Source organism: Nostoc favosum CHAB5714 (assembly GCF_020829495.1).
In the GTDB taxonomy this organism is placed as follows: Bacteria; Cyanobacteriota; Cyanobacteriia; order Cyanobacteriales; family Nostocaceae; genus Nostoc; species Nostoc favosum.
On the sequence record NZ_JAIVFQ010000052.1, the window covers coordinates 19,184 to 36,724 of the forward strand.

The window sequence follows — 17,541 nt, forward strand, 5'->3', positions numbered from 1 at the left end:
AGCTTGGATAAATTTTAGTTATTTCGTTTTGACTTCAACCTGTCTGTGCTTCAGTATGACCGTTGCGGATAGCCCATGCTAGTTCTAAAAGTTCAGTCCAGCGCTTTTGTAGCTGTTTGGGGGTGCATTTGATGGCTTTAGCGATCGCTTGGTCGTTTTGGCGTGCAGTTTTTAACTGTAATATTTGCTGTTGCTGTTCTGTTAGTTGATTCACAAAGATTTCCCACTGCTGGGAAGATAAACCCAACTTTTGCTCTAAACCCGCACCTAACCATTGATGTACCAATTGCCAGTGGTGTTGTTTGGCAAACTTTTCTACGTGGTATTTAAACCGTTGTTGCAGATAATCGCGCTGACGGCTAGTTAAACCGAGAATTTGGTCAATTTCTGGGGCTGAAAGGTCTTGAAGTTTCAAGCTGAGGTAGTTCATACAGTCAGATTGGCCTTGAGAATCCAGGTATTTCATCAATTCAGTGATGACGCGATCGCGTTCTGATTCTTCTGATGGATCGAAATTAGTTTGGGCAATCATCTGCGATCGCAACTGTTGCACCGCCGAGTTACGCTGGTAAGATTCCGCTTCTTCACCCTTAGCAGACTCTACCGCCATTTCAATATCCACGGTAGTTTCTTGCGGCTGACGACGAGCAAAGCCTTGGGCCCGCAAGATAATCAATTGCTGATTTGCACCACCAGGTAAATTGATCCGGCGTTTGGCATACTGCTCTGTAAACGCCATATATTCAGCTAATTGCAGCTGAGTACGCGGTGTGTGATCGTTAGGTAGTTCGTTTTCTCTGCGGAAAGCTTTGATAGCTTCGATATAAAATGCTTGTAAAAAATCTTCAATCAGGCTGTAACGAGCCTCAAAACCCAACTCAGAGCCGGATATAGTTACATGGCGGTAAACCATAGCACCCAAATTGCTATGTAATTCCACGCGCCCTTGTTTTGAACCTAGTTGGTAGTAACGTAAGCACTTGTGCATCCGATGCCTTCCCAACGTAATCTGCCAGGATTTGATTTCCCCTGATGTTTGGATACGGGAGCTTTTATCACAAATGCGTTCTACTTCTACGGCTATGCGGTTTGCTAAAGCTTCTACGCACCTGGGTGCTGCTTTCACTTGCGCTTGCATTTCCTGACACAGCAATTCAATCAAGGTTTCGCTGCTGCTGTCTGAAAATTCTTCAGTCGAAAGGTGATTATCAAAAATGGGTGTAGAGTTTGGTAGATTAACGACGTTAGATTTCATGACTTTTCCAGTAGTATTGCACCGTAATTACAACGCAGACACAGCAATCAAGGCCAGCCTTGGCTTACGAATCTTTAGGCATTCATCCATCAAGGCTTGCCGCATGTAATGCTCACATCTAAAGCTCATATATAAAACTGTAGGAAATACGAGAGAGTTACAGTTATGGAAATGTGTCGGTTTTTTCACAAGCCACCACATTGACGCTGGGACATAAGTACCCACCATTTTCTCAAAGTTGCCAAATCCCTTTTTGTACCAACTGTTGCCACCATCCTGTTATTGCATCTGTGCCCGTCGTAGACATCGCCTTAAAATATGACAATTTAAAAACTGGAGTCGCTTTTATCACAATTTCCGAAACAAAGAGGTGCGCCTGTGAAGTGTAATTTTTATACCCATGCTGCTGCTGCTTCCCAACCTAAACCCCTCCGTATAATTGCTGCTTCGTCTCCGGTCATATCCAAAATAGTAGATACTTCATAAGTAGGTTCTTCGCCAGTGTCTACAATTATGTCTACCAACTTGTCCAAACGGTCAAATAGCTCTACCCGCGACTGAACAGTTTCTGGATCTATCCGAATCATGCCATTATCTGCTTCATCTGGTGGCAGATGTGCTGAAGTTGAAATAATCGGATTGCCCAAGGCTGCCAGCAGTTCCAAACACACAGTATGGTTTGGTACTCTAATTCCAGTACTTTTCCGCTTGGGGCTTTGCACCAATCGCGGTACTAATTTAGTTGCTGGGAGCAAAAACGTATATGGCCCTGGAATCAGGCGTTTCATAATTCGATAGGCTGTGTCACTTACGAAGGCATAAGTTGCCACATTTGAAAGCGAGGGACATAAAAATGTCAGTGGTTTATCATTTGCTAGCTGTTTAATTTGCCGCACTCGTTCTACCGCCGACTTGGCATTCAAATCACAACCGATCGCATAGACTGTATCAGTAGGGTAAAGCATGACTGCGCCACTAGAAAGCGCCGACTTTATTTCCTCTATTCGGCGAACTTGAGGATTATCCGGATGAACTGAGAAAATTTTTGCCATAGGATTGGGGAGTGGGGAGTGGGGAGTGGGGAGTGGGGAGTGGGGAGTGGGGAGTGGGGAGTGGGGAGTGGGGAGTGGGGAGTGGGGGAGATGAGGGAGATGAGGGAGATGAGGGAGATGAGGGAGATGAGGGAGATGAGGGAGCAGGGGGAGCAGAGGAGAATAATTAATAACCAATGCCCAATGACTAATGACTAATGACTAATGACTAATGACAAATTTATTATGAATAAAATTGCTTATCTTCAATGTCCGACAGGAATTTCTGGTGATATGTGCCTGGGTGCTTTGGTGAGTTTGGGTGTTCCTGTGGAGTATTTAATCGGAAAACTCAATGGGTTGGGTATTGAACAGGAATATCAGTTAAGGGCGGAATTTGTCCAACGGAATGGTCAGCAGGCGACTAAAGTACATGTGGATTTAGTACACGATCGCCACCACCACCATCACCACGACCACGAACACAGTCATGATCACACACGCCACCTGCCAGAAATAGAGCAGATGATTCTCAAAGCGGGGTTGCCATCACGGGCAGAAGCTTGGAGTTTGGCGGTATTCCGACAGCTAGCAGTAGCAGAAGGGGCGGTGCATGGTATTTCTCCTGAAAAAGTTCATTTTCATGAGGTGGGTGCTGTAGATGCGATCGTAGATATTGTGGGTACTTGCTTGGGGTTGGATTGGTTGGGAATTGAGAGCAATGAGGAAGGATTGCCCTTACTTTATTGCTCGGCGTTCCCGACTGGTGGCGGCACTGTTCGGGCTGCACATGGTCAGATGGCAGTACCAGTACCAGCAGTATTAAAGCTGTGGGAAATGCGGGGTTGTCCAGTTTATAGCAATGGCATTGACAGAGAACTGGTGACACCAACAGGAGCTGCGATCGCTACTACTTTGGCAAGAGATTTTGGTTCACCACCTGCGATCGCTATCAAGCAGATAGGATTGGGAGCAGGAACCATAAATTTACCCATTCCCAATATTTTACGCCTTTGGGTGGGTGAAAGCGCAAATTTACAGTCAAATTTCAGCGATTCTGAAGATAGTAGCTCAAATTTAGAAACGATATCAGTACTAGAAACTCAAGTTGATGATTTAAATCCGCAAGCGATCGGCTATGTGTTTGAGGCGTTGTTTGCTGCTGGTGCGGTGGATGTATTTACCCAAGCGATCGGCATGAAAAAGTCCCGTCCAGGGATTTTGCTGACTGTGATTTGTCATCCAGAAAATTTACTCAGTTGTGAAGCGGTTGTATTCCGCGAAACCACTACTTTGGGTATTCGGCGAACAACTCAGCAACGCGCCATTTTACAACGAGAAATTCAACAAGTGGAAATTGAATATGGTCAAGTGCGCGTCAAGATAGCATGGAAAGGGCAATCACCAGAAAAAGTTATTGCAAATGTGCAGCCAGAATATGAAGATTGTGCAGACTTAGCTCGAAAACATAATATTCCCTGGCGCGAAATTCAACGGTTGGCGCTACAGCGTTGGTATTTAGCCAATGGCTGATACAAATTCCTTGTTCCTCGTTGGAGACTGGGAATGCCATCCTAAAGGCTTTGTCGTTACCCACATTTTTGTAACAGTCATGTCGCGCTCACCCGATATCCCGCCCAGAACTTAAGTTCTGGGCTGATAGCTAAAGTCCACTCAAGTGGACTGAAATTTTCCCTTTTACATTAGGACTTACGCACATTCTACGAATGATTCTCTTCTCTACGAGAGGCTACGCGTTGGCGGAAGCCGACGCACCAGAAGGCGGTTCGATAAATTAAGCTTTTTAGCAATTGTTGCGTAAGCCCTGTACATAAGATAGCCTTCTAGATGGCTGGAAATTTTGTATTTAGTCCTCTTGAGAGGAATGCAAGCTATTAGCCTTGGAATTTATTCCGAGGCGGGAATCGTAACGAAGCCCAAGATTCAAAAAATCTTGGTAATGACAAGTCTAAAGGCTCCGCCTCCCCTTACACATCAATCAACCCTAATGTGTTTCGGCTTTACAAGCGTGCCTTTGATTTTCATACTTTGGGCAATGAAAAACTTTATCCCCAATCCAAATTGGAATATTCAGGAGGGAGAAAACTCACACCTTAATAGTCATTATCAGCCACACAAATGCCTTTACATTTAATACCGTTCGTAGCGGTGCGCTGACAATGAGAACATAGAATTTTTTCGTTTTCTGTTTCTTGATTTGTCTTTAAACTAGTGCTTGCCTGTAATTTTTCTTTTTCGGTCTGGATTTTTAGAATCATAGTTAAAAGCTGTTTAATTACTTAGAACTTTTATCAAATATTGTGTCAATGTAAACGCATCTACACCCAATTCAGTACGCTCCTGGGCTGCTAAAATACCCGCTTGCGAATGCCACCATGCGGCAGTTGCCACAATATTTTCTATGGGAATCTCCTTCGTTGCTGCTTGCGCCAACAATCCACCCAGTAGCCCAGTTAACACGTCACCGCTACCGCCACGCGCTAAGGCGGGTGTGCTTTCAGGAACAATCCACACAGCACCTTGAGGGTTTGCGATCGCAGTTCTCGACCCTTTCAACAATACTATCGCCTCACTTTGCGCTGCTGCTTCCCGTATTGCTTGCATCCTGTCATGTTTGGCATCGGGGACATCAGGAAACAATCGTTGGAATTCACCAGTGTGGGGTGTGAGTACGGTTACTGCTTGGCGTTTTTTTAATGTGGCGATCGCTCCCATTTGTGCCAAGATATTTAAACCATCGGCATCGAGAATTAGAGGGCGATCGCTTTCTATGACTTCTTGGACAATGGGAGTGGCATCTTGTGTTAAACCAGGGCCACAAGCGATCGCATTAAAGGAACTCAGATCGGTTTTTTCTGGTAATTGCAATTGAGCAATGGCTCCAGTTTCCGTCTCTGGACAACCGACAATTAACGCTTCTGGCAAGTGTGACACCAAAAGAGATTTCAGCGATTCGGGTACAGCGATCGAAAGCATCCCCACACCACTAGCCCTAGCACCTAAACCAGTTAAAATTGCCCCACCTGCATAGCGCCGCGAACCGCAAATCAGCAGTAAATGTCCTTCCTTATATTTGTGGGTGACTGATGGACGGGGTAGGGGTAAATTAGCAAGTGCCGTTGCTGGTGTAATACGTCTAATGCTGGGTGCATCTTTCAGAACAGCTTTCACATCAGCTAAAGGAATATCGAAATCGATTAACTCAGCTTTGCCGAGATATTCCAACGCCTGATCTTGGAAGAAAGCTAGCTTCCATAAACCCAAGCAAAAAGTGTGAGTGGCACGAATGGCAGTTCCTAATACTTCGCCTGTATCAGTGTGTAAACCTGAAGGTAAATCAATACTATAAATTGGCACAGACAATTCATTTAACTGATTAATTGCAGAAGCGATGGGATTAGTGAGCTTTCTTTCTAAACCAAATCCAAACAAGCCATCAATCAACAAATCAGAATTTGGCAGCTGCTCAATTGTTTGATAAATTGGAATGCCCAAACTCTGAGCATACTGTAAGTGCTGCGAAGTTAATTCCTTAAGCTTAGAGAAAGGAGAATAAATCCAAACCTCATACCCGCGAAAGTGTAATTCACGGGCTACTACTAAAGCATCCCCGCCATTATGACCCGGGCCGACAAGAATTCCAACACGAGATCCCCCCGCCTGCGGCGATCCTCTTAAGAACGGTGTGTTTGAAAGGATGTAGCCCCCCTTTTTAAGGGGGGTTGGGGGGATCTCTTGAATGCGACGGGCAATTAATCCCGCCACCTTTTCCATCAAAGCGACTACAGGCATTCCTGCTGCAAATATCCGATCTTCAATATCGCGCATCTGCACAGCAGTCACTACCACTTGCGAAATTTTTTCTTGCCTGTTCTGCATCAGTCCTAATTCCTGTTAGCGGTAGCGGGGCGTTGAGCCAGTGCTGAGTTATGAGTTTTAGGGTAACTGAAACTTTAGCAGATTTCAAAACCTTTCCTTCATAAATGAACTAACTGCTTAATGCTGACATCGCTGGAATCTTTGTGTTACAACTTGGCAGACAATTTAATCATGCGTTGGAGTGGGTGAATCAGATTTTGGGAATAATCCTCATAGTGTTTGAAAGCATCGTTTTGCTTGGGCTTCAGGCTATGAGAGCGCGATTTATAGTAAAAAACAATATTTTTGGCTATTTATCTATTGCATTTTGCTGCATTTTGTGGATTTGTTTGGCATTAATTCCAGTCCACGCAACCTCCACAGGTTCTATTGATAATTTGCGACAACAGCAGCAACAAATGAACCAGCAGCGTCAGAGTGTGGTTAACGATCGCGATCGCTTAACAAATCTCCAACAAGAGGCCCAAAAACACCTCACTGGTTTAAAGCAAAATCTGCAAACTACAGATAGCTACATTCAAGAGAGCGAATCACGATTACAACTCGCCACCCAACGCCTACAGCACTTGGAAACTGATTTAGCAGTAGCGCAGCGTTCTTATGAAGAGCGGCAAATAGCAACAGTAGCACGATTGCGTTATCTCCAGCGATCGCCTGCATCTGTTGGATGGGCAGTTTTGCTCGAAAGTGAAAATATCAGCGACTTTTTCAGCCGTCGTCATCAATTGAAGTTAGTGTATCAAGCAGACGAACAAATTTTGGTAAAACTCAACCAACAAGCACTCCTTATCAATAAACAAAAAACTGACGTAGAACAGCAAAAAAACGAAATTGCCTTGATTCGTGAGCAATTGTTAGCACAAAAATCTGATTATCAAACCCAGGCGCAGTCACAATCAGAATTGATTCAACGTCTTAATAGCGATCGCCTAGCCTTGGAAGCAGCACAAAACCAGCTAGAGAGGGAATCCAAAAATCTGGAAGTCTTGATTCAACAAAAGGTAGCAGAAGCTAAAGCAACAGAAGAAGCCCAAGCAAAAACCAACAGCCGGACAAGTGTAATCATTCGGGGAACTGGTGTAATGGCATATCCTAGTGATGCTGGTACTAGCAGTCCCTTCGGCTGGCGGATACACCCAATCCTTGGCTATCGTCGCTTTCATGCCGGGTTGGATTTTGCCGCTAGCTATGGTAGTAAAATTCGGGCAGCCGATTCGGGTAGAGTAATTTTTGCTGGGTGGTATGGTGGTTATGGCAGAGCTGTAATTATCGACCACGGCAATGGTATGACTACACTCTACGGACATACCAGCGAGTTGTATGTTTCCGAAGGACAAGCAGTCGAACGCGGACAAGCGATCGCTGCTGTCGGTTCGACAGGTTTCTCAACTGGCCCCCACCTCCACTTTGAAGTCCGCCGGAATGGTACACCGGTAGACCCAGCTAATTATCTTTGAACCCAGAAACCAAGTTTCTCTAGGCTGCAAATTTTATCACAGACGTGCTATAATGTGTAAGACTAAGGGCGCGTAGCTCAGTGGATAGAGCAACAGATTCCGGTTCTGTGGGTCGGGGGTTCAAATCCCTCCGCGCTCGTTACTTTTAGAAGACTAACCACAAAATCGAAAAGTTATTTTCTCTCATGGGATAAACCCAATTTATCCTATGAAACATAATGGCAACGGGTAGCTGGAATATAAAAAATTATTTAGACTTACTAATATAATATGGGATTATAAGTTATTGACAAATCCTGTCTATAATAATCCCTAATAACTTATTACAAAATAGATTTTTAATATAATTTATACTAAACTTCAAATTGAGATTGACGATACATCCAGGCAACCTAAATTTACGGTTGACAAGAAGGTAATGCGCTTTGATTATGTGGTTGCTAATCCGATGTGGAATCAGGACAACTACGGCGCAGATGCTTATGAAGAATAGAAGAGTTGAGGCAAGCGGATTATAATCTTAGCCCTTCGCAGTTTGTAGATGTTAGCAATAAAGTTGTGCATCGTGCGATCGCAGATATTTTGACAGATTTGGCGGTAGCCAGACAAGAGAGGGAATGGGCGGATAAAGATTTAGCTGAGGTGCTTGCTAATTTGACATTTTAGATTTTGGATTGATTTTTTCAGGAGGATAGGATAATGACTCAAGCAATTGATAAGGAACAAATGATAATTGATGAATTTAAAAAATTATCTCCTGAGAAGCAGCAGGAGGTATTAAATTTTATTGAATTTTTGCATTTTAAGGCGCAAAAGCAGGATGTACAGCATAAAGAAGAGAAAGAACCTATTTCCGCCTATGAAGCTGCAAAAGAGTTTGCTGGCTGTGTTGATGGAGGGCCTGGGGATCTAGCTACCAATAAGAAGTATTTAGAAGGCTTTGGTTGGAAATGAGGAAAAAGGTACTTCTAGATACAGGCCCCTTAGTCGCATTTATTAATAATCGGGAAAATTCGCATGATTGGGCAGTTAATGAATGGAAAAAGATTGAACCGCCTTTCTTGACTTGCGAAGCAGTAATTACTGAGACGTGTTTTATATTGCGAGATTTTTATGGCGGAGAGGATGCGGTTATGTCTTTACTAGATACTGGCTTAATTCAAATCTCTTTTCGTCTCAGTGATGAAATAGGAACGGTTAGAGAGTTGCTGAAGCGCTATCAGAATGTGCCGATGTCGTTAGCTGATGCGTGTTTGGTAAGAATGAGTGAGTTAATTGTGGGGAGTTATGTCTTGACGCTAGATAGTGATTTTCGGGTTTATCGGAAGAATAAGAATGAGATGATGGATTTGATTATTGCTGATGGGATATAAAAGGGGATAGATATAAGTGAGATAAGCTGTTACGCATTTAACTTGTACATTTACCTGATGACTGTTGACCGTTGACTGATGACCGATAACCGTCAACTGTCAACCGTCAACCGTCAACGATTATAAAGAATGTTTATATATTTATATAATTTAGACGCATATCAGCTTACAAGTACCTAAAATTACAGCCAATCACTTTTAAAACATCCTCTAAGCTTGACATTTTGCCTGTCTATGATATGTAACTTAAAAGTTCAAAAGGCGAAAGGCAAATATGGTTTTCCAGTACACTAACGCATTTGTCACCATAGCATCGGTTAATTGCGAGAATTTAGTGAATTTCTATACTAAATTCCTGGAGCAAAAGCCAGTTATTTTGATTCCGAATGTTTATGCTGAGTTTAATTTGGTCAGTATGCGTTTAGGTATTTTTAAACCAAAGAACACAAATAAATCGGAATTTGAAGCGATTGCCAAAAGTAAGATAAGTTTGTGCTTAGAGGTGAGTAACTTAGAAGATGCGATCGCTCACCTAACAGCTTTAGGCTATCCCCCACCAGGAGACATTTCTATTGCTTCCCACGGGAAAGAAATTTATGCCTATGACCCTGATGGCAATCGTATAATTCTACATCAAGCTGCTAGGGGGAGTCATTAGTCATTTGTCATTGGTCATTTGCAAAGGACAAATAACAAAGGACAAAGGACAAATAACAAAGGACAAATAACAAAGGACAAAGGACAAATGGCTATAACTCAAAACTATAGATTAAACCTGATTCAATGGTATCCAGGTCACATTGCGAAAGCTGAAAAGAAGCTCAAAGAACAGCTGAAGCGGGTAGATGTGGTGTTTGAGGTACGAGACGCGCGGATTCCCTTAGCAACTCATCATCCGCAAATAGGTGAGTGGGTGGAGGGTAAGACACGGGTGTTGATACTTAACCGAGTAGATATGATAACGCCGCAAATGCGATCGCTGTGGATAGATTGGTTTAAACGTCAAGGGGAAGTCCCTTATTTTACCAACGCTCAACATGGTAAAGGTATAGCAGAAGTGGCGCGGGCAGCGCAAGCTGCTGGGGTAGAACTTAATAAAAGAAGAAGCGATCGCGGCATGTTACCGCGTCCAGTGCGGGCTGTGGTAATTGGTTTTCCCAATGTCGGTAAATCAGCTTTGATTAACCGCTTGTTAGGACGGCGAGTAGTAGAAAGTGCAGCCCGTCCTGGGGTGACTCGCCAACTGCGCTGGGTGCGAATTTCCGAGCATTTGGAATTGCTAGATGCTCCTGGTGTCATTCCTTTAAGATTGGAAGACCAAGATGCAGCATTGAAATTAGCCATTTGTGATGATATCGGTGAAGCATCTTACGATAACCAGCTAGTAGCAGCAGCCCTAGTGGATTTACTCAACTATTTGGAAGCTGTAGCCGCAGATTTGTTACCAAAGAAACCATTACAGTCCCGTTACCAACTCGATTCGACATCAGACACCGGAGATACCTATTTGCACGCCTTAGCGGAGCATCGTTACAAAGGTGATATAGAGCGAGCTGCAAGGCAACTTTTAACAGATTTTCGCAAGGGGTTGTTGGGTGAAATTAGTTTGGAATTGCCACCTAATTAAATATGGGTGACAGAAAAGGAAAAATTGTTAGTTTCTCATTTTTAATTGAGCAGCCCGCACTCTCAAAATCAACATAGTTCCTCCTGTAAATAACATACCCAAGAATAGGCTTTTTAGACTAAAGTTTTTCCCGCTCTCACTTACTAAAATACCTTCCAATATTAGAGAAGGTATTAATATTCCCCCATAAATCAATAAATTAGAAAGTATCAATCTTCTTTTCGCTATAAGAGTTAATATCGTTAAGCAAAAACCTAGAGGAATAAAAGTTAGTCCATAGTAAAAAATCCTCTGATTTTTAGGCATTAATTCCAATAAATTCAAAGAGTAAAAATTCTGTAAATTGTCTACATATACTTGGATGGTTGCTCTGAAATAAGTGATGATTATATGGTGAGGTTTAGTGTCTGTAAAAATATTAGGTATATTTAGTGTTAAATCTGCTCCATTTTCTCCAGTTATCGGCGTTCGTAATCGAAAATCTAAGTTATTTCCCTGCTGTCCCAGTGTCAAATTGCGACGTAGGGAAGTGCCGGAAATCGAAATAATGCGGGCAGGGCCAAACTGCTCTGAATTAGTAGTAGCAAGGGTAGTGCTGAGTGTAAATTCAGATGTTTTACTAATTCTTTTGCTGAGAGTTGTGACAGGAGTAGCTGTTTGTAGCCAATGACTAGAACTCAAAAAAACACCTTTAACTTCCTGTGCATCTGAAGGTTGTCCTTGCCACAATAGTTCTGGCAATTGTCCAGTCCGTTCTTTATAGCAACATTTTCCTTTGAATTGATAATTAGCTATTAGAGAATTACCAAGATTATTAAAGTAACTTGAATCAGCTAATCCTTGTGCTACCTCATTTGTTGAAATGGCTCGATCCGCAATATAAATTTCAGATATGTATCCTTGCCAAGGTCTATCCCTCGTCTGTTCGTTACCAATCAGCAGGGGATAATTTGCATCCCAATTACTCAAATTTATCGTATTCTGCCACAACAGCGAAATCATTAATGTCAAAAATATATATCCAATACAAAATACTACTATCTGTTTAATTGAGCGGCTAGCTCTACTGTTTTCTATCTGTGCAACAATTTTTTTAAAACTTTGACTATTCCATAGATAAAAGCAAATTAAACCAAGAATTCCACCAATACTATTGTTCAGAATATCCGATGGAGTAGGCATTCTTGAAGGTAGAAATACTTGCAAGACTTCAACCGTCAACGATAAGGTAGCACTCACCAAGGTAACTATGAAAACTTGCACTCCTGTTTTTATCCTTCTTTTCTGCAAGAGTCTAGTGAAGCCGAAACCTAAAGGCATAAACAGCAAAAAATTATTTACCTGATCTTGAAAATTACTAGCATTGTTAAAACTGGCAAAAAATTCTGGCAGAGAAAACCTGTCTGGGATGGAAAAGTTAAATGGATAAAGTGTAGCTAATAGTACCAATAAAATGCTGGCACTGACAATCAGCAAATTAAATACTTGAGAAAAACTAGTGCGTTGATTCATAAGTTATTGTGTTATGATTGTGACTAATAGTGGATAGTAATAAAGGTAGTTATTTCCAATACATCAATGATTTGTTAGAGTAAGCACATAAACTTTTTTAGTAGTTATTTGTGCTACTTATGAATTATTAATTACTAGTAATTTGTGCTTAAAACTACTTTTGAACTGCACGCGATATCAACGCTGCTTTTATATTATTTACTAGTAGATAATTATGCTCGCTAAATTATAAATAAATCATCAAGCTATGATGAAAAATACATATAGTTGGGTTTGGGCTTAAGTTGACACTAATGGCAACCAAAGAAACTTTACGGCGTTTATGGTAAAAAAAAAATCAAGTTCTTTTTTCCCCCTGCCCCCTACCTCCCTTCACAACGAGATTCAAACCCACTCTGAACTGAATCTTCAGCAAAATTGCCTCTTTCAACGTAACATCCGTCACATGCAGTTGTCGGAATCCAGTTAACAGTGTCATAAAGAAAAGGTGAAGGTTAACCTGTAGTGTATAACTTACCTTAGAGTTGCTTGCACCTCTAGCTTCGATGGATCACACTCATGACTGAACTGACGCTACGCCTACAAGAGGGAGATACCGAGACAACGATCGCAGTTGATCAAGATATATTCACAATTGGCCGTTTGCCGGAATGTAACCTGTACTTACCTTTTGCTGGAGTATCTCGCAACCATGCCCGCTTGGTGAAAACAGCAGACGGTGTGTGGACTATTGAGGATCTGGGCAGCAAAAACGGGACGCAAGTAAATAAATCTCTTGTTAACTTTCCCCAAGAGTTACATCACGGCGATATCGTTTGGCTGGGCAATGTTAGCCTGGTAGTGCTGCTCACAAGCCCTGTTTCCCAACCGACACTTGGGTATCCTGGAACTTCGGACATTAATGAACAAAGAACAATCCTTCACAATGTCGAACAATTACAACAGCAATGGATCGCAGCTGATAGCAAAGATGGCAACATCAATAATAAAGACAAAACCATTGCCCGTCTCAAAGACTTAGTGGACATAGCTAAAAATCTTTGTGCGGCGGCGTCTATAGAAGAGATTTTTTCTCAAGTGCAGCAAGTGGTTTTTCGTTACCTTGATAGTATCGATCGCTTGGCATTATTAATTGATGTTAATGGTTGCGGTCAATTAGAATTAGTGAATGCTGCTACTAGAAATGTTTCCCAACAAAAATATCTCCCCTCTGATGGAAGTTGGATTAGTCGTAGTATCTGTCAAAAGGTATTTGACGAAAAAGTTGTCATTCAAACCGCCGATACCCAGCAGGATGAACGGTTTGCTAGTGAACAGAGTATTTTGTTCAAAGGCATTCGCAGCGCGATGGCAGTGCCTTTATGGGATGAAAATAAAGTTGTGGGCGTACTGTATGCCGATGCCAATCTTTCTTCTTACCATTGGGCAAATGAAGGCGAAGAAGAACTCAGCTTTTTTTCAGCTTTAGCAAACATTGTGGCTTCTAGCGTCCAGCGTTGGCTACTGGTAGAAAAACTCAAAACTGAAGAAATGATTCGTCACCGACTAGAACGCTATCATTCTCCAGCAGTTGTGCAGCAGTTGATATCTTTAGGTGCATTACCGGGTGGTCGTTTAGCTCCCACCGAGAGCGAAATCAGTATTTTGTTTGCAGATTTGGTTGGCTTTACGGCAATTTCTGAACGGTTAACGCCAACTGCGATCGCCCAACTATTAAATAATTTATTTGAAGAAATGCTAAAAGAAGTGTTTACTTGGGGCGGCACTTTAGATAAATATATTGGCGATTGTATTATGGCATTTTTTGGCGCTCCAGAACCGCAACCAGATCACGCCGATCGCGCTGTTGCTGCTGCACAGGGAATGCTCACTCGTCTCGAACATCTTAATGCCAACGGTTTTTGGCACGAACCGCTTCAATTACGTATTGCTATTAATAGCGGTAAGGCTGTTGTGGGAGATGTCGGTAGTTCCCAAAGGGTAGATTATACGGCATTAGGCGCGACGATTAATCTTGCTGCTCGCATGGAAGCAGTTTGTCCACCTAGTGAATGCGTGATTAGTGAAGCCACTCATAAAATGCTTTCACTGCCTTCAGACTTTGAGGAAATGGGAGATTATCGTTTCAAAGGTATTGAACGATTAGTTAAGGTTTATCAGACAAAATTGCAGCCAATGCCAACAATTATTAATCCATTTATTAATCTTTAGGCATTGGGCATAATAGGGAATGGGAAATAGGAAAAAATTGCTAATTATGAATTACGTTAGGGACTTTCAAATAAAAAATATCTAACTATTTATTGTGGAGTGGGCATCTCGCCCGCCCCATTGGTGTCAACTTAAAGTTAAGGAGCAATTGTCAATAAGTCATCCTACTCAAAAGCTTGCTGAAATCAAATTAGTTGATTTAAGAAAAGCGATCGCTTTTCTCTTCAGTGGTGATCAGTGCCATTGAAGATGTCTACTACTCGAATGATTGCAGCGATCGCTTGATTCATATTTTGGTTCAGCAACACCGGAAATTTTCTATATTGTTTTCTGAACGGGGTCTGTATACGGAAAAAGTTTGTATATTGCCCAAAAATAAATATTACAGAGAAAGTTTCTATATATTTATAACAAATTAAGTAAATAAGCGGATAATTTCTGGTATATTATCGGTATATTAAAAACTCTGTAACAGTACCAATTTCAAAATCCCCGGTTGGAAATTACAGGTAGTGAACAACCTAAGTAACAAGTATCTTAGACATCTGTAAGGTTAAACTTATGACTTCATTTGCTTCTGTCTATGAGAAATTTGATGCTATTCAAGCTCGAAAACTTGCAGGATTAATTCAACAAGCGTATGACCAATTTGACCTAAGAGGAACAAGGATTTGGGAACTTGAAGGGTCTTAAAACTCAAATCCAAATAACTCTGAATTTGAATTTGGATTCGAGAAGGGTCTTCCAACAAATGGGATAAGTTGGATTTTTGGGAGTGCAACTGCTTTCTGGATTCTATTAATAATTACTACAGCAATAGTACCAAAGCTATTATTTAGCTGATCCTACTTAATTTTGAGATGAAGTTGAATAGCCTCATGCTCAATTTAGCTGACCGTGCCAGCGCGAAAAATTTGCTCTGCGGTCAAATTAAACTGTGGAAAAGTTGGCGACTGGATACGGTCATCTCCTCGAAACTTACTAATACGATACTCACCTTCTTCTAAACAGCAAACCAAAATAGTAGGTTGTTTGGGCTTGCCAATAAATTCTCTACCACCCAATGCACCATAATCTACAATCCAGTATTCAGGAATTCCCATTTCTTCATAATCAGCGTATTTTTTCAGATAATCATCACGCCAATTGGTACTTACCACCTCAATTACTAAAGGAATTGATGCTGCTTGAGTAACAGTTGATTCTTTTTTCCACAATGGTTCATTAACCAAATTAGTAAGATTTAGGAGCAGCAAATCTGGCGAATAAGCTGATTCGTTTTCAAGTGGTTTAACTAATACTGTTTTTGGTATACCATACCGCAGTCCGAGGCGACTATATTCTAAAGTGATTTTTGTAGATAAAAATACAATAATCTCTTCATGGTCGCCTGTTGGTTGGGGCATTTCTACTACTACTCCATCATATAGTTCGTAACGTTGTCCTGTGTTATCTGGATATTTAGCAACGAATTCATCGAATGTAACTACTTTGCGTAAGACTTGAGTCATAGCTTGATTCCTCAATTGTGCAAATTATAACAACTTTAATTGTATTTAAATCATCAATATTAATACTTATTGATTGGTATACTTTAATTAAATTAAAGTTGCAAAATTGTAATATTGGGCAGCTAATTCTTAGCTAAAAGACTAGAATTTGGGTAGTAGCTTCCTAAATTTATATGTATAACATTAGGAAGCCTACTTCAAGCTATTTTTTAACGGGAGGTCAGGTAATGGCGATCGCCACCATTAATCCCGCCACTGGGGAGACGCTCAAAACCTTTGAGGCGCTCAATGATGCAGAAATTGCCGCTAAACTCGATTTGGCTAATCAGGCTTTTGAACAGTATCGTCAGACTAGTTTTTTGACGCGATCGCACTGGCTACAAAAGGCTGCTGATATTTTAGAGCAAGACAAAGCAGAATTTGCTAAGTTGATGACTCTAGAAATGGGTAAACCATTTAAAGCTGCGATCGCTGAAGTCGAAAAATGCGCCGTCGTCTGTCGCTACTATGCCGAACACGCCCCTGATTTCTTAGCTGATGTTTCTGTAAAAACCGATGCTAGCCATAGTTTTGTTCGCTACCAACCAATGGGCGCAATTCTCGCGGTGATGCCGTGGAATTTCCCTTTCTGGCAAGTGTTCCGCTTTGCTGCACCAGCGCTAATGGCGGGAAATGTCGGTTTACTCAAACATGCTTCCAACGTGCCGCAGTGCGCCTTGGCAATTGAAGATATTATCCGACGGGCAGGTTTTCCTGAAGGTGTGTTTCAAACTCTATTAATAGGCGCTGCTAAAGTCGCCGATTTGATGGCTGATGACCGCGTAAAAGCTGCCACATTGACCGGAAGCGAACCAGCCGGTGCATCCCTCGCCGTCGCCGCCGGCAAACAAATTAAAAAAACAGTTTTGGAATTGGGAGGAAGTGACCCATTTATTGTGTTAGAAAGTGCTGACTTAGAGACAGCAGTTGTCACAGCTACTACAGCGCGGATGTTGAATAACGGGCAATCATGTATTGCAGCGAAACGTTTTATTGTCGCAGAAGCGATCGCAGACAAATTTGAAAAATTACTTTTAGAAAAATTTGAGGCGCTGAAAGTAGGCGATCCCATGCAACCAGATACCGATTTAGGCCCACTGGCAACTCCTGGTATTCTCCAGGATTTAGATCAACAAGTGCAAGGTGCTATTAGCAGTGGTGGTAAAGTCCTCACCGGTGGACATCCTTTATCAGATCGTCCTGGTAACTTTTATCCACCAACGATTATCATAGATATCCCGCCTGAGACACCAATTGCCAAAGAAGAATTCTTTGGCCCGGTAGCATTGTTATTCCGGGTTCCAGATATCGATGCTGCCATTAAACTCGCTAATGATAGCCCCTTTGGATTAGGTGCAAGTGCTTGGACAACCAACGACCAAGAGAGCGATCGCTTGGTTGAAGAAATCGAAGCAGGTGCCGTATTTATCAACAGTATGGTCAAATCTGATCCCCGATTGCCCTTTGGTGGCATCAAGCGTTCTGGATATGGCAGAGAATTGAGTATCCAAGGTATACATGAGTTTGTCAATGTTAAAACCGTGTGGGTAAAGTAATAGGGGAGTAGGGAGTAGGGGGGCGAGGGGGACAAGGAAGATTCATTCTTTCACCTGTTTTAAGTACCC

The 17,541-nt window shown here is 41.9% G+C and carries 19 protein-coding genes and 1 tRNA gene; 14 read left to right on the forward strand and 6 right to left on the reverse strand.

Going from position 1 to position 17,541, the window contains the following annotated elements:
- Positions 1 to 34: 34 nt before the first annotated feature.
- Together LC586_RS25770 and LC586_RS25775 are read right to left on the reverse strand one after the other, a co-directional pair.
- A complete protein-coding gene (locus tag LC586_RS25770) occupies positions 35 to 1,255 on the reverse strand; it encodes a HetZ-related protein (RefSeq protein WP_229488081.1) in 1,221 nt (406 codons plus the stop codon).
- 392 nt (positions 1,256 to 1,647) lie between these two features.
- On the reverse strand, positions 1,648 to 2,307 hold the full coding sequence (locus LC586_RS25775; RefSeq protein ID WP_174709417.1) for an L-threonylcarbamoyladenylate synthase: 660 nt from the start codon (positions 2,305 to 2,307) through the stop codon (positions 1,648 to 1,650).
- Between the two features lie 11 nt (positions 2,308 to 2,318).
- On the opposite strand from LC586_RS25775, the gene LC586_RS25780 reads away from it, so the two are divergent.
- Genes LC586_RS25780 through LC586_RS40815 form a run of 3 tightly spaced genes read left to right on the forward strand, consistent with a single transcriptional unit; the run spans position 2,319 to position 3,934 of the window.
- Positions 2,319 to 2,477, forward strand: coding sequence for a hypothetical protein (locus LC586_RS25780; RefSeq protein WP_229488082.1), 159 nt, complete (start codon positions 2,319 to 2,321; stop codon positions 2,475 to 2,477).
- A 55-nt stretch (positions 2,478 to 2,532) separates the two neighbouring features.
- A complete protein-coding gene (larC, locus tag LC586_RS25785; RefSeq protein WP_229488113.1) occupies positions 2,533 to 3,819 on the forward strand; it encodes a nickel pincer cofactor biosynthesis protein LarC in 1,287 nt (428 codons plus the stop codon).
- Positions 3,812 to 3,934: a hypothetical protein gene (locus tag LC586_RS40815; RefSeq protein WP_267921726.1), complete on the forward strand. Its 123-nt coding sequence runs from the start codon at positions 3,812 to 3,814 to the stop codon at positions 3,932 to 3,934. The genes larC and LC586_RS40815 overlap by 8 nt, the downstream gene beginning before the upstream one ends.
- A gap of 466 nt (positions 3,935 to 4,400) precedes the next feature.
- Here the strand turns inward: LC586_RS40815 and LC586_RS43410 are convergent, their stop codons facing one another.
- Both LC586_RS43410 and LC586_RS25790 read right to left on the reverse strand, forming a co-directional pair.
- Positions 4,401 to 4,565, reverse strand: coding sequence for a DUF8639 family protein (locus tag LC586_RS43410; RefSeq protein ID WP_498072182.1), 165 nt, complete (start codon positions 4,563 to 4,565; stop codon positions 4,401 to 4,403).
- A gap of 13 nt (positions 4,566 to 4,578) precedes the next feature.
- Positions 4,579 to 6,186: an NAD(P)H-hydrate dehydratase gene (locus tag LC586_RS25790; RefSeq protein WP_229488083.1), complete on the reverse strand. Its 1,608-nt coding sequence runs from the start codon at positions 6,184 to 6,186 to the stop codon at positions 4,579 to 4,581.
- Between the two features lie 251 nt (positions 6,187 to 6,437).
- Between LC586_RS25790 and LC586_RS25795 the strand changes: the two genes are divergently transcribed.
- From LC586_RS25795 to ylqF, 8 genes are all read left to right on the forward strand, one after another.
- The gene (locus LC586_RS25795) at positions 6,438 to 7,643 is read left to right on the forward strand and encodes a murein hydrolase activator EnvC family protein (RefSeq protein WP_229488114.1); all 1,206 of its coding nucleotides are present in this window, start codon (positions 6,438 to 6,440) and stop codon (positions 7,641 to 7,643) included.
- A gap of 66 nt (positions 7,644 to 7,709) precedes the next feature.
- A tRNA-Arg gene (locus tag LC586_RS25800) sits at positions 7,710 to 7,782 on the forward strand.
- A gap of 231 nt (positions 7,783 to 8,013) precedes the next feature.
- Complete coding sequence (locus tag LC586_RS41965; protein WP_369010541.1) at positions 8,014 to 8,136, forward strand: N-6 DNA methylase; 123 nt, start codon at positions 8,014 to 8,016, stop codon at positions 8,134 to 8,136.
- A gap of 5 nt (positions 8,137 to 8,141) precedes the next feature.
- Positions 8,142 to 8,309: a hypothetical protein gene (locus LC586_RS25805; protein WP_229488084.1), complete on the forward strand. Its 168-nt coding sequence runs from the start codon at positions 8,142 to 8,144 to the stop codon at positions 8,307 to 8,309.
- A gap of 33 nt (positions 8,310 to 8,342) precedes the next feature.
- Positions 8,343 to 8,597 carry a DUF2281 domain-containing protein gene (locus LC586_RS25810; protein WP_229488085.1) on the forward strand — a complete coding sequence of 85 codons (255 nt, stop codon included), beginning with the start codon at positions 8,343 to 8,345 and terminating at the stop codon, positions 8,595 to 8,597.
- Positions 8,594 to 9,016, forward strand: a complete 423-nt coding sequence (locus tag LC586_RS25815; RefSeq protein WP_229488086.1) for a type II toxin-antitoxin system VapC family toxin — start codon at positions 8,594 to 8,596, stop codon at positions 9,014 to 9,016. Before LC586_RS25810 ends, LC586_RS25815 begins: the two co-directional genes overlap by 4 nt.
- Before the next feature lie 274 nt (positions 9,017 to 9,290).
- Positions 9,291 to 9,674, forward strand: coding sequence for a VOC family protein (locus tag LC586_RS25820; RefSeq protein WP_229488087.1), 384 nt, complete (start codon positions 9,291 to 9,293; stop codon positions 9,672 to 9,674).
- 87 nt (positions 9,675 to 9,761) lie between these two features.
- On the forward strand, positions 9,762 to 10,643 hold the full coding sequence (gene ylqF, locus LC586_RS25825) for a ribosome biogenesis GTPase YlqF (RefSeq protein ID WP_229488088.1): 882 nt from the start codon (positions 9,762 to 9,764) through the stop codon (positions 10,641 to 10,643).
- A gap of 27 nt (positions 10,644 to 10,670) precedes the next feature.
- On the opposite strand, the gene LC586_RS25830 is transcribed toward ylqF, so the two are convergent.
- Positions 10,671 to 12,155 carry a VanZ family protein gene (locus LC586_RS25830; protein WP_229488089.1) on the reverse strand — a complete coding sequence of 495 codons (1,485 nt, stop codon included), beginning with the start codon at positions 12,153 to 12,155 and terminating at the stop codon, positions 10,671 to 10,673.
- A gap of 558 nt (positions 12,156 to 12,713) precedes the next feature.
- Here LC586_RS25830 and LC586_RS25835 point away from each other — a divergent pair.
- Entirely contained in the window at positions 12,714 to 14,366 is a 1,653-nt protein-coding gene (locus tag LC586_RS25835) for an adenylate/guanylate cyclase domain-containing protein (RefSeq protein WP_229488090.1), read from the forward strand.
- 561 nt (positions 14,367 to 14,927) lie between these two features.
- Complete coding sequence (locus tag LC586_RS40820; RefSeq protein ID WP_267921727.1) at positions 14,928 to 15,059, forward strand: hypothetical protein; 132 nt, start codon at positions 14,928 to 14,930, stop codon at positions 15,057 to 15,059.
- A gap of 194 nt (positions 15,060 to 15,253) precedes the next feature.
- On the opposite strand, the gene LC586_RS25840 is transcribed toward LC586_RS40820, so the two are convergent.
- Positions 15,254 to 15,877 (reverse strand): Uma2 family endonuclease, encoded by a 624-nt coding sequence (locus LC586_RS25840; RefSeq protein ID WP_229488091.1) that lies wholly within the window; start codon positions 15,875 to 15,877, stop codon positions 15,254 to 15,256.
- A 227-nt stretch (positions 15,878 to 16,104) separates the two neighbouring features.
- Between LC586_RS25840 and LC586_RS25845 the strand changes: the two genes are divergently transcribed.
- Positions 16,105 to 17,472: an NAD-dependent succinate-semialdehyde dehydrogenase gene (locus tag LC586_RS25845; RefSeq protein WP_229488115.1), complete on the forward strand. Its 1,368-nt coding sequence runs from the start codon at positions 16,105 to 16,107 to the stop codon at positions 17,470 to 17,472.
- Positions 17,473 to 17,541: the final 69 nt, after the last annotated feature.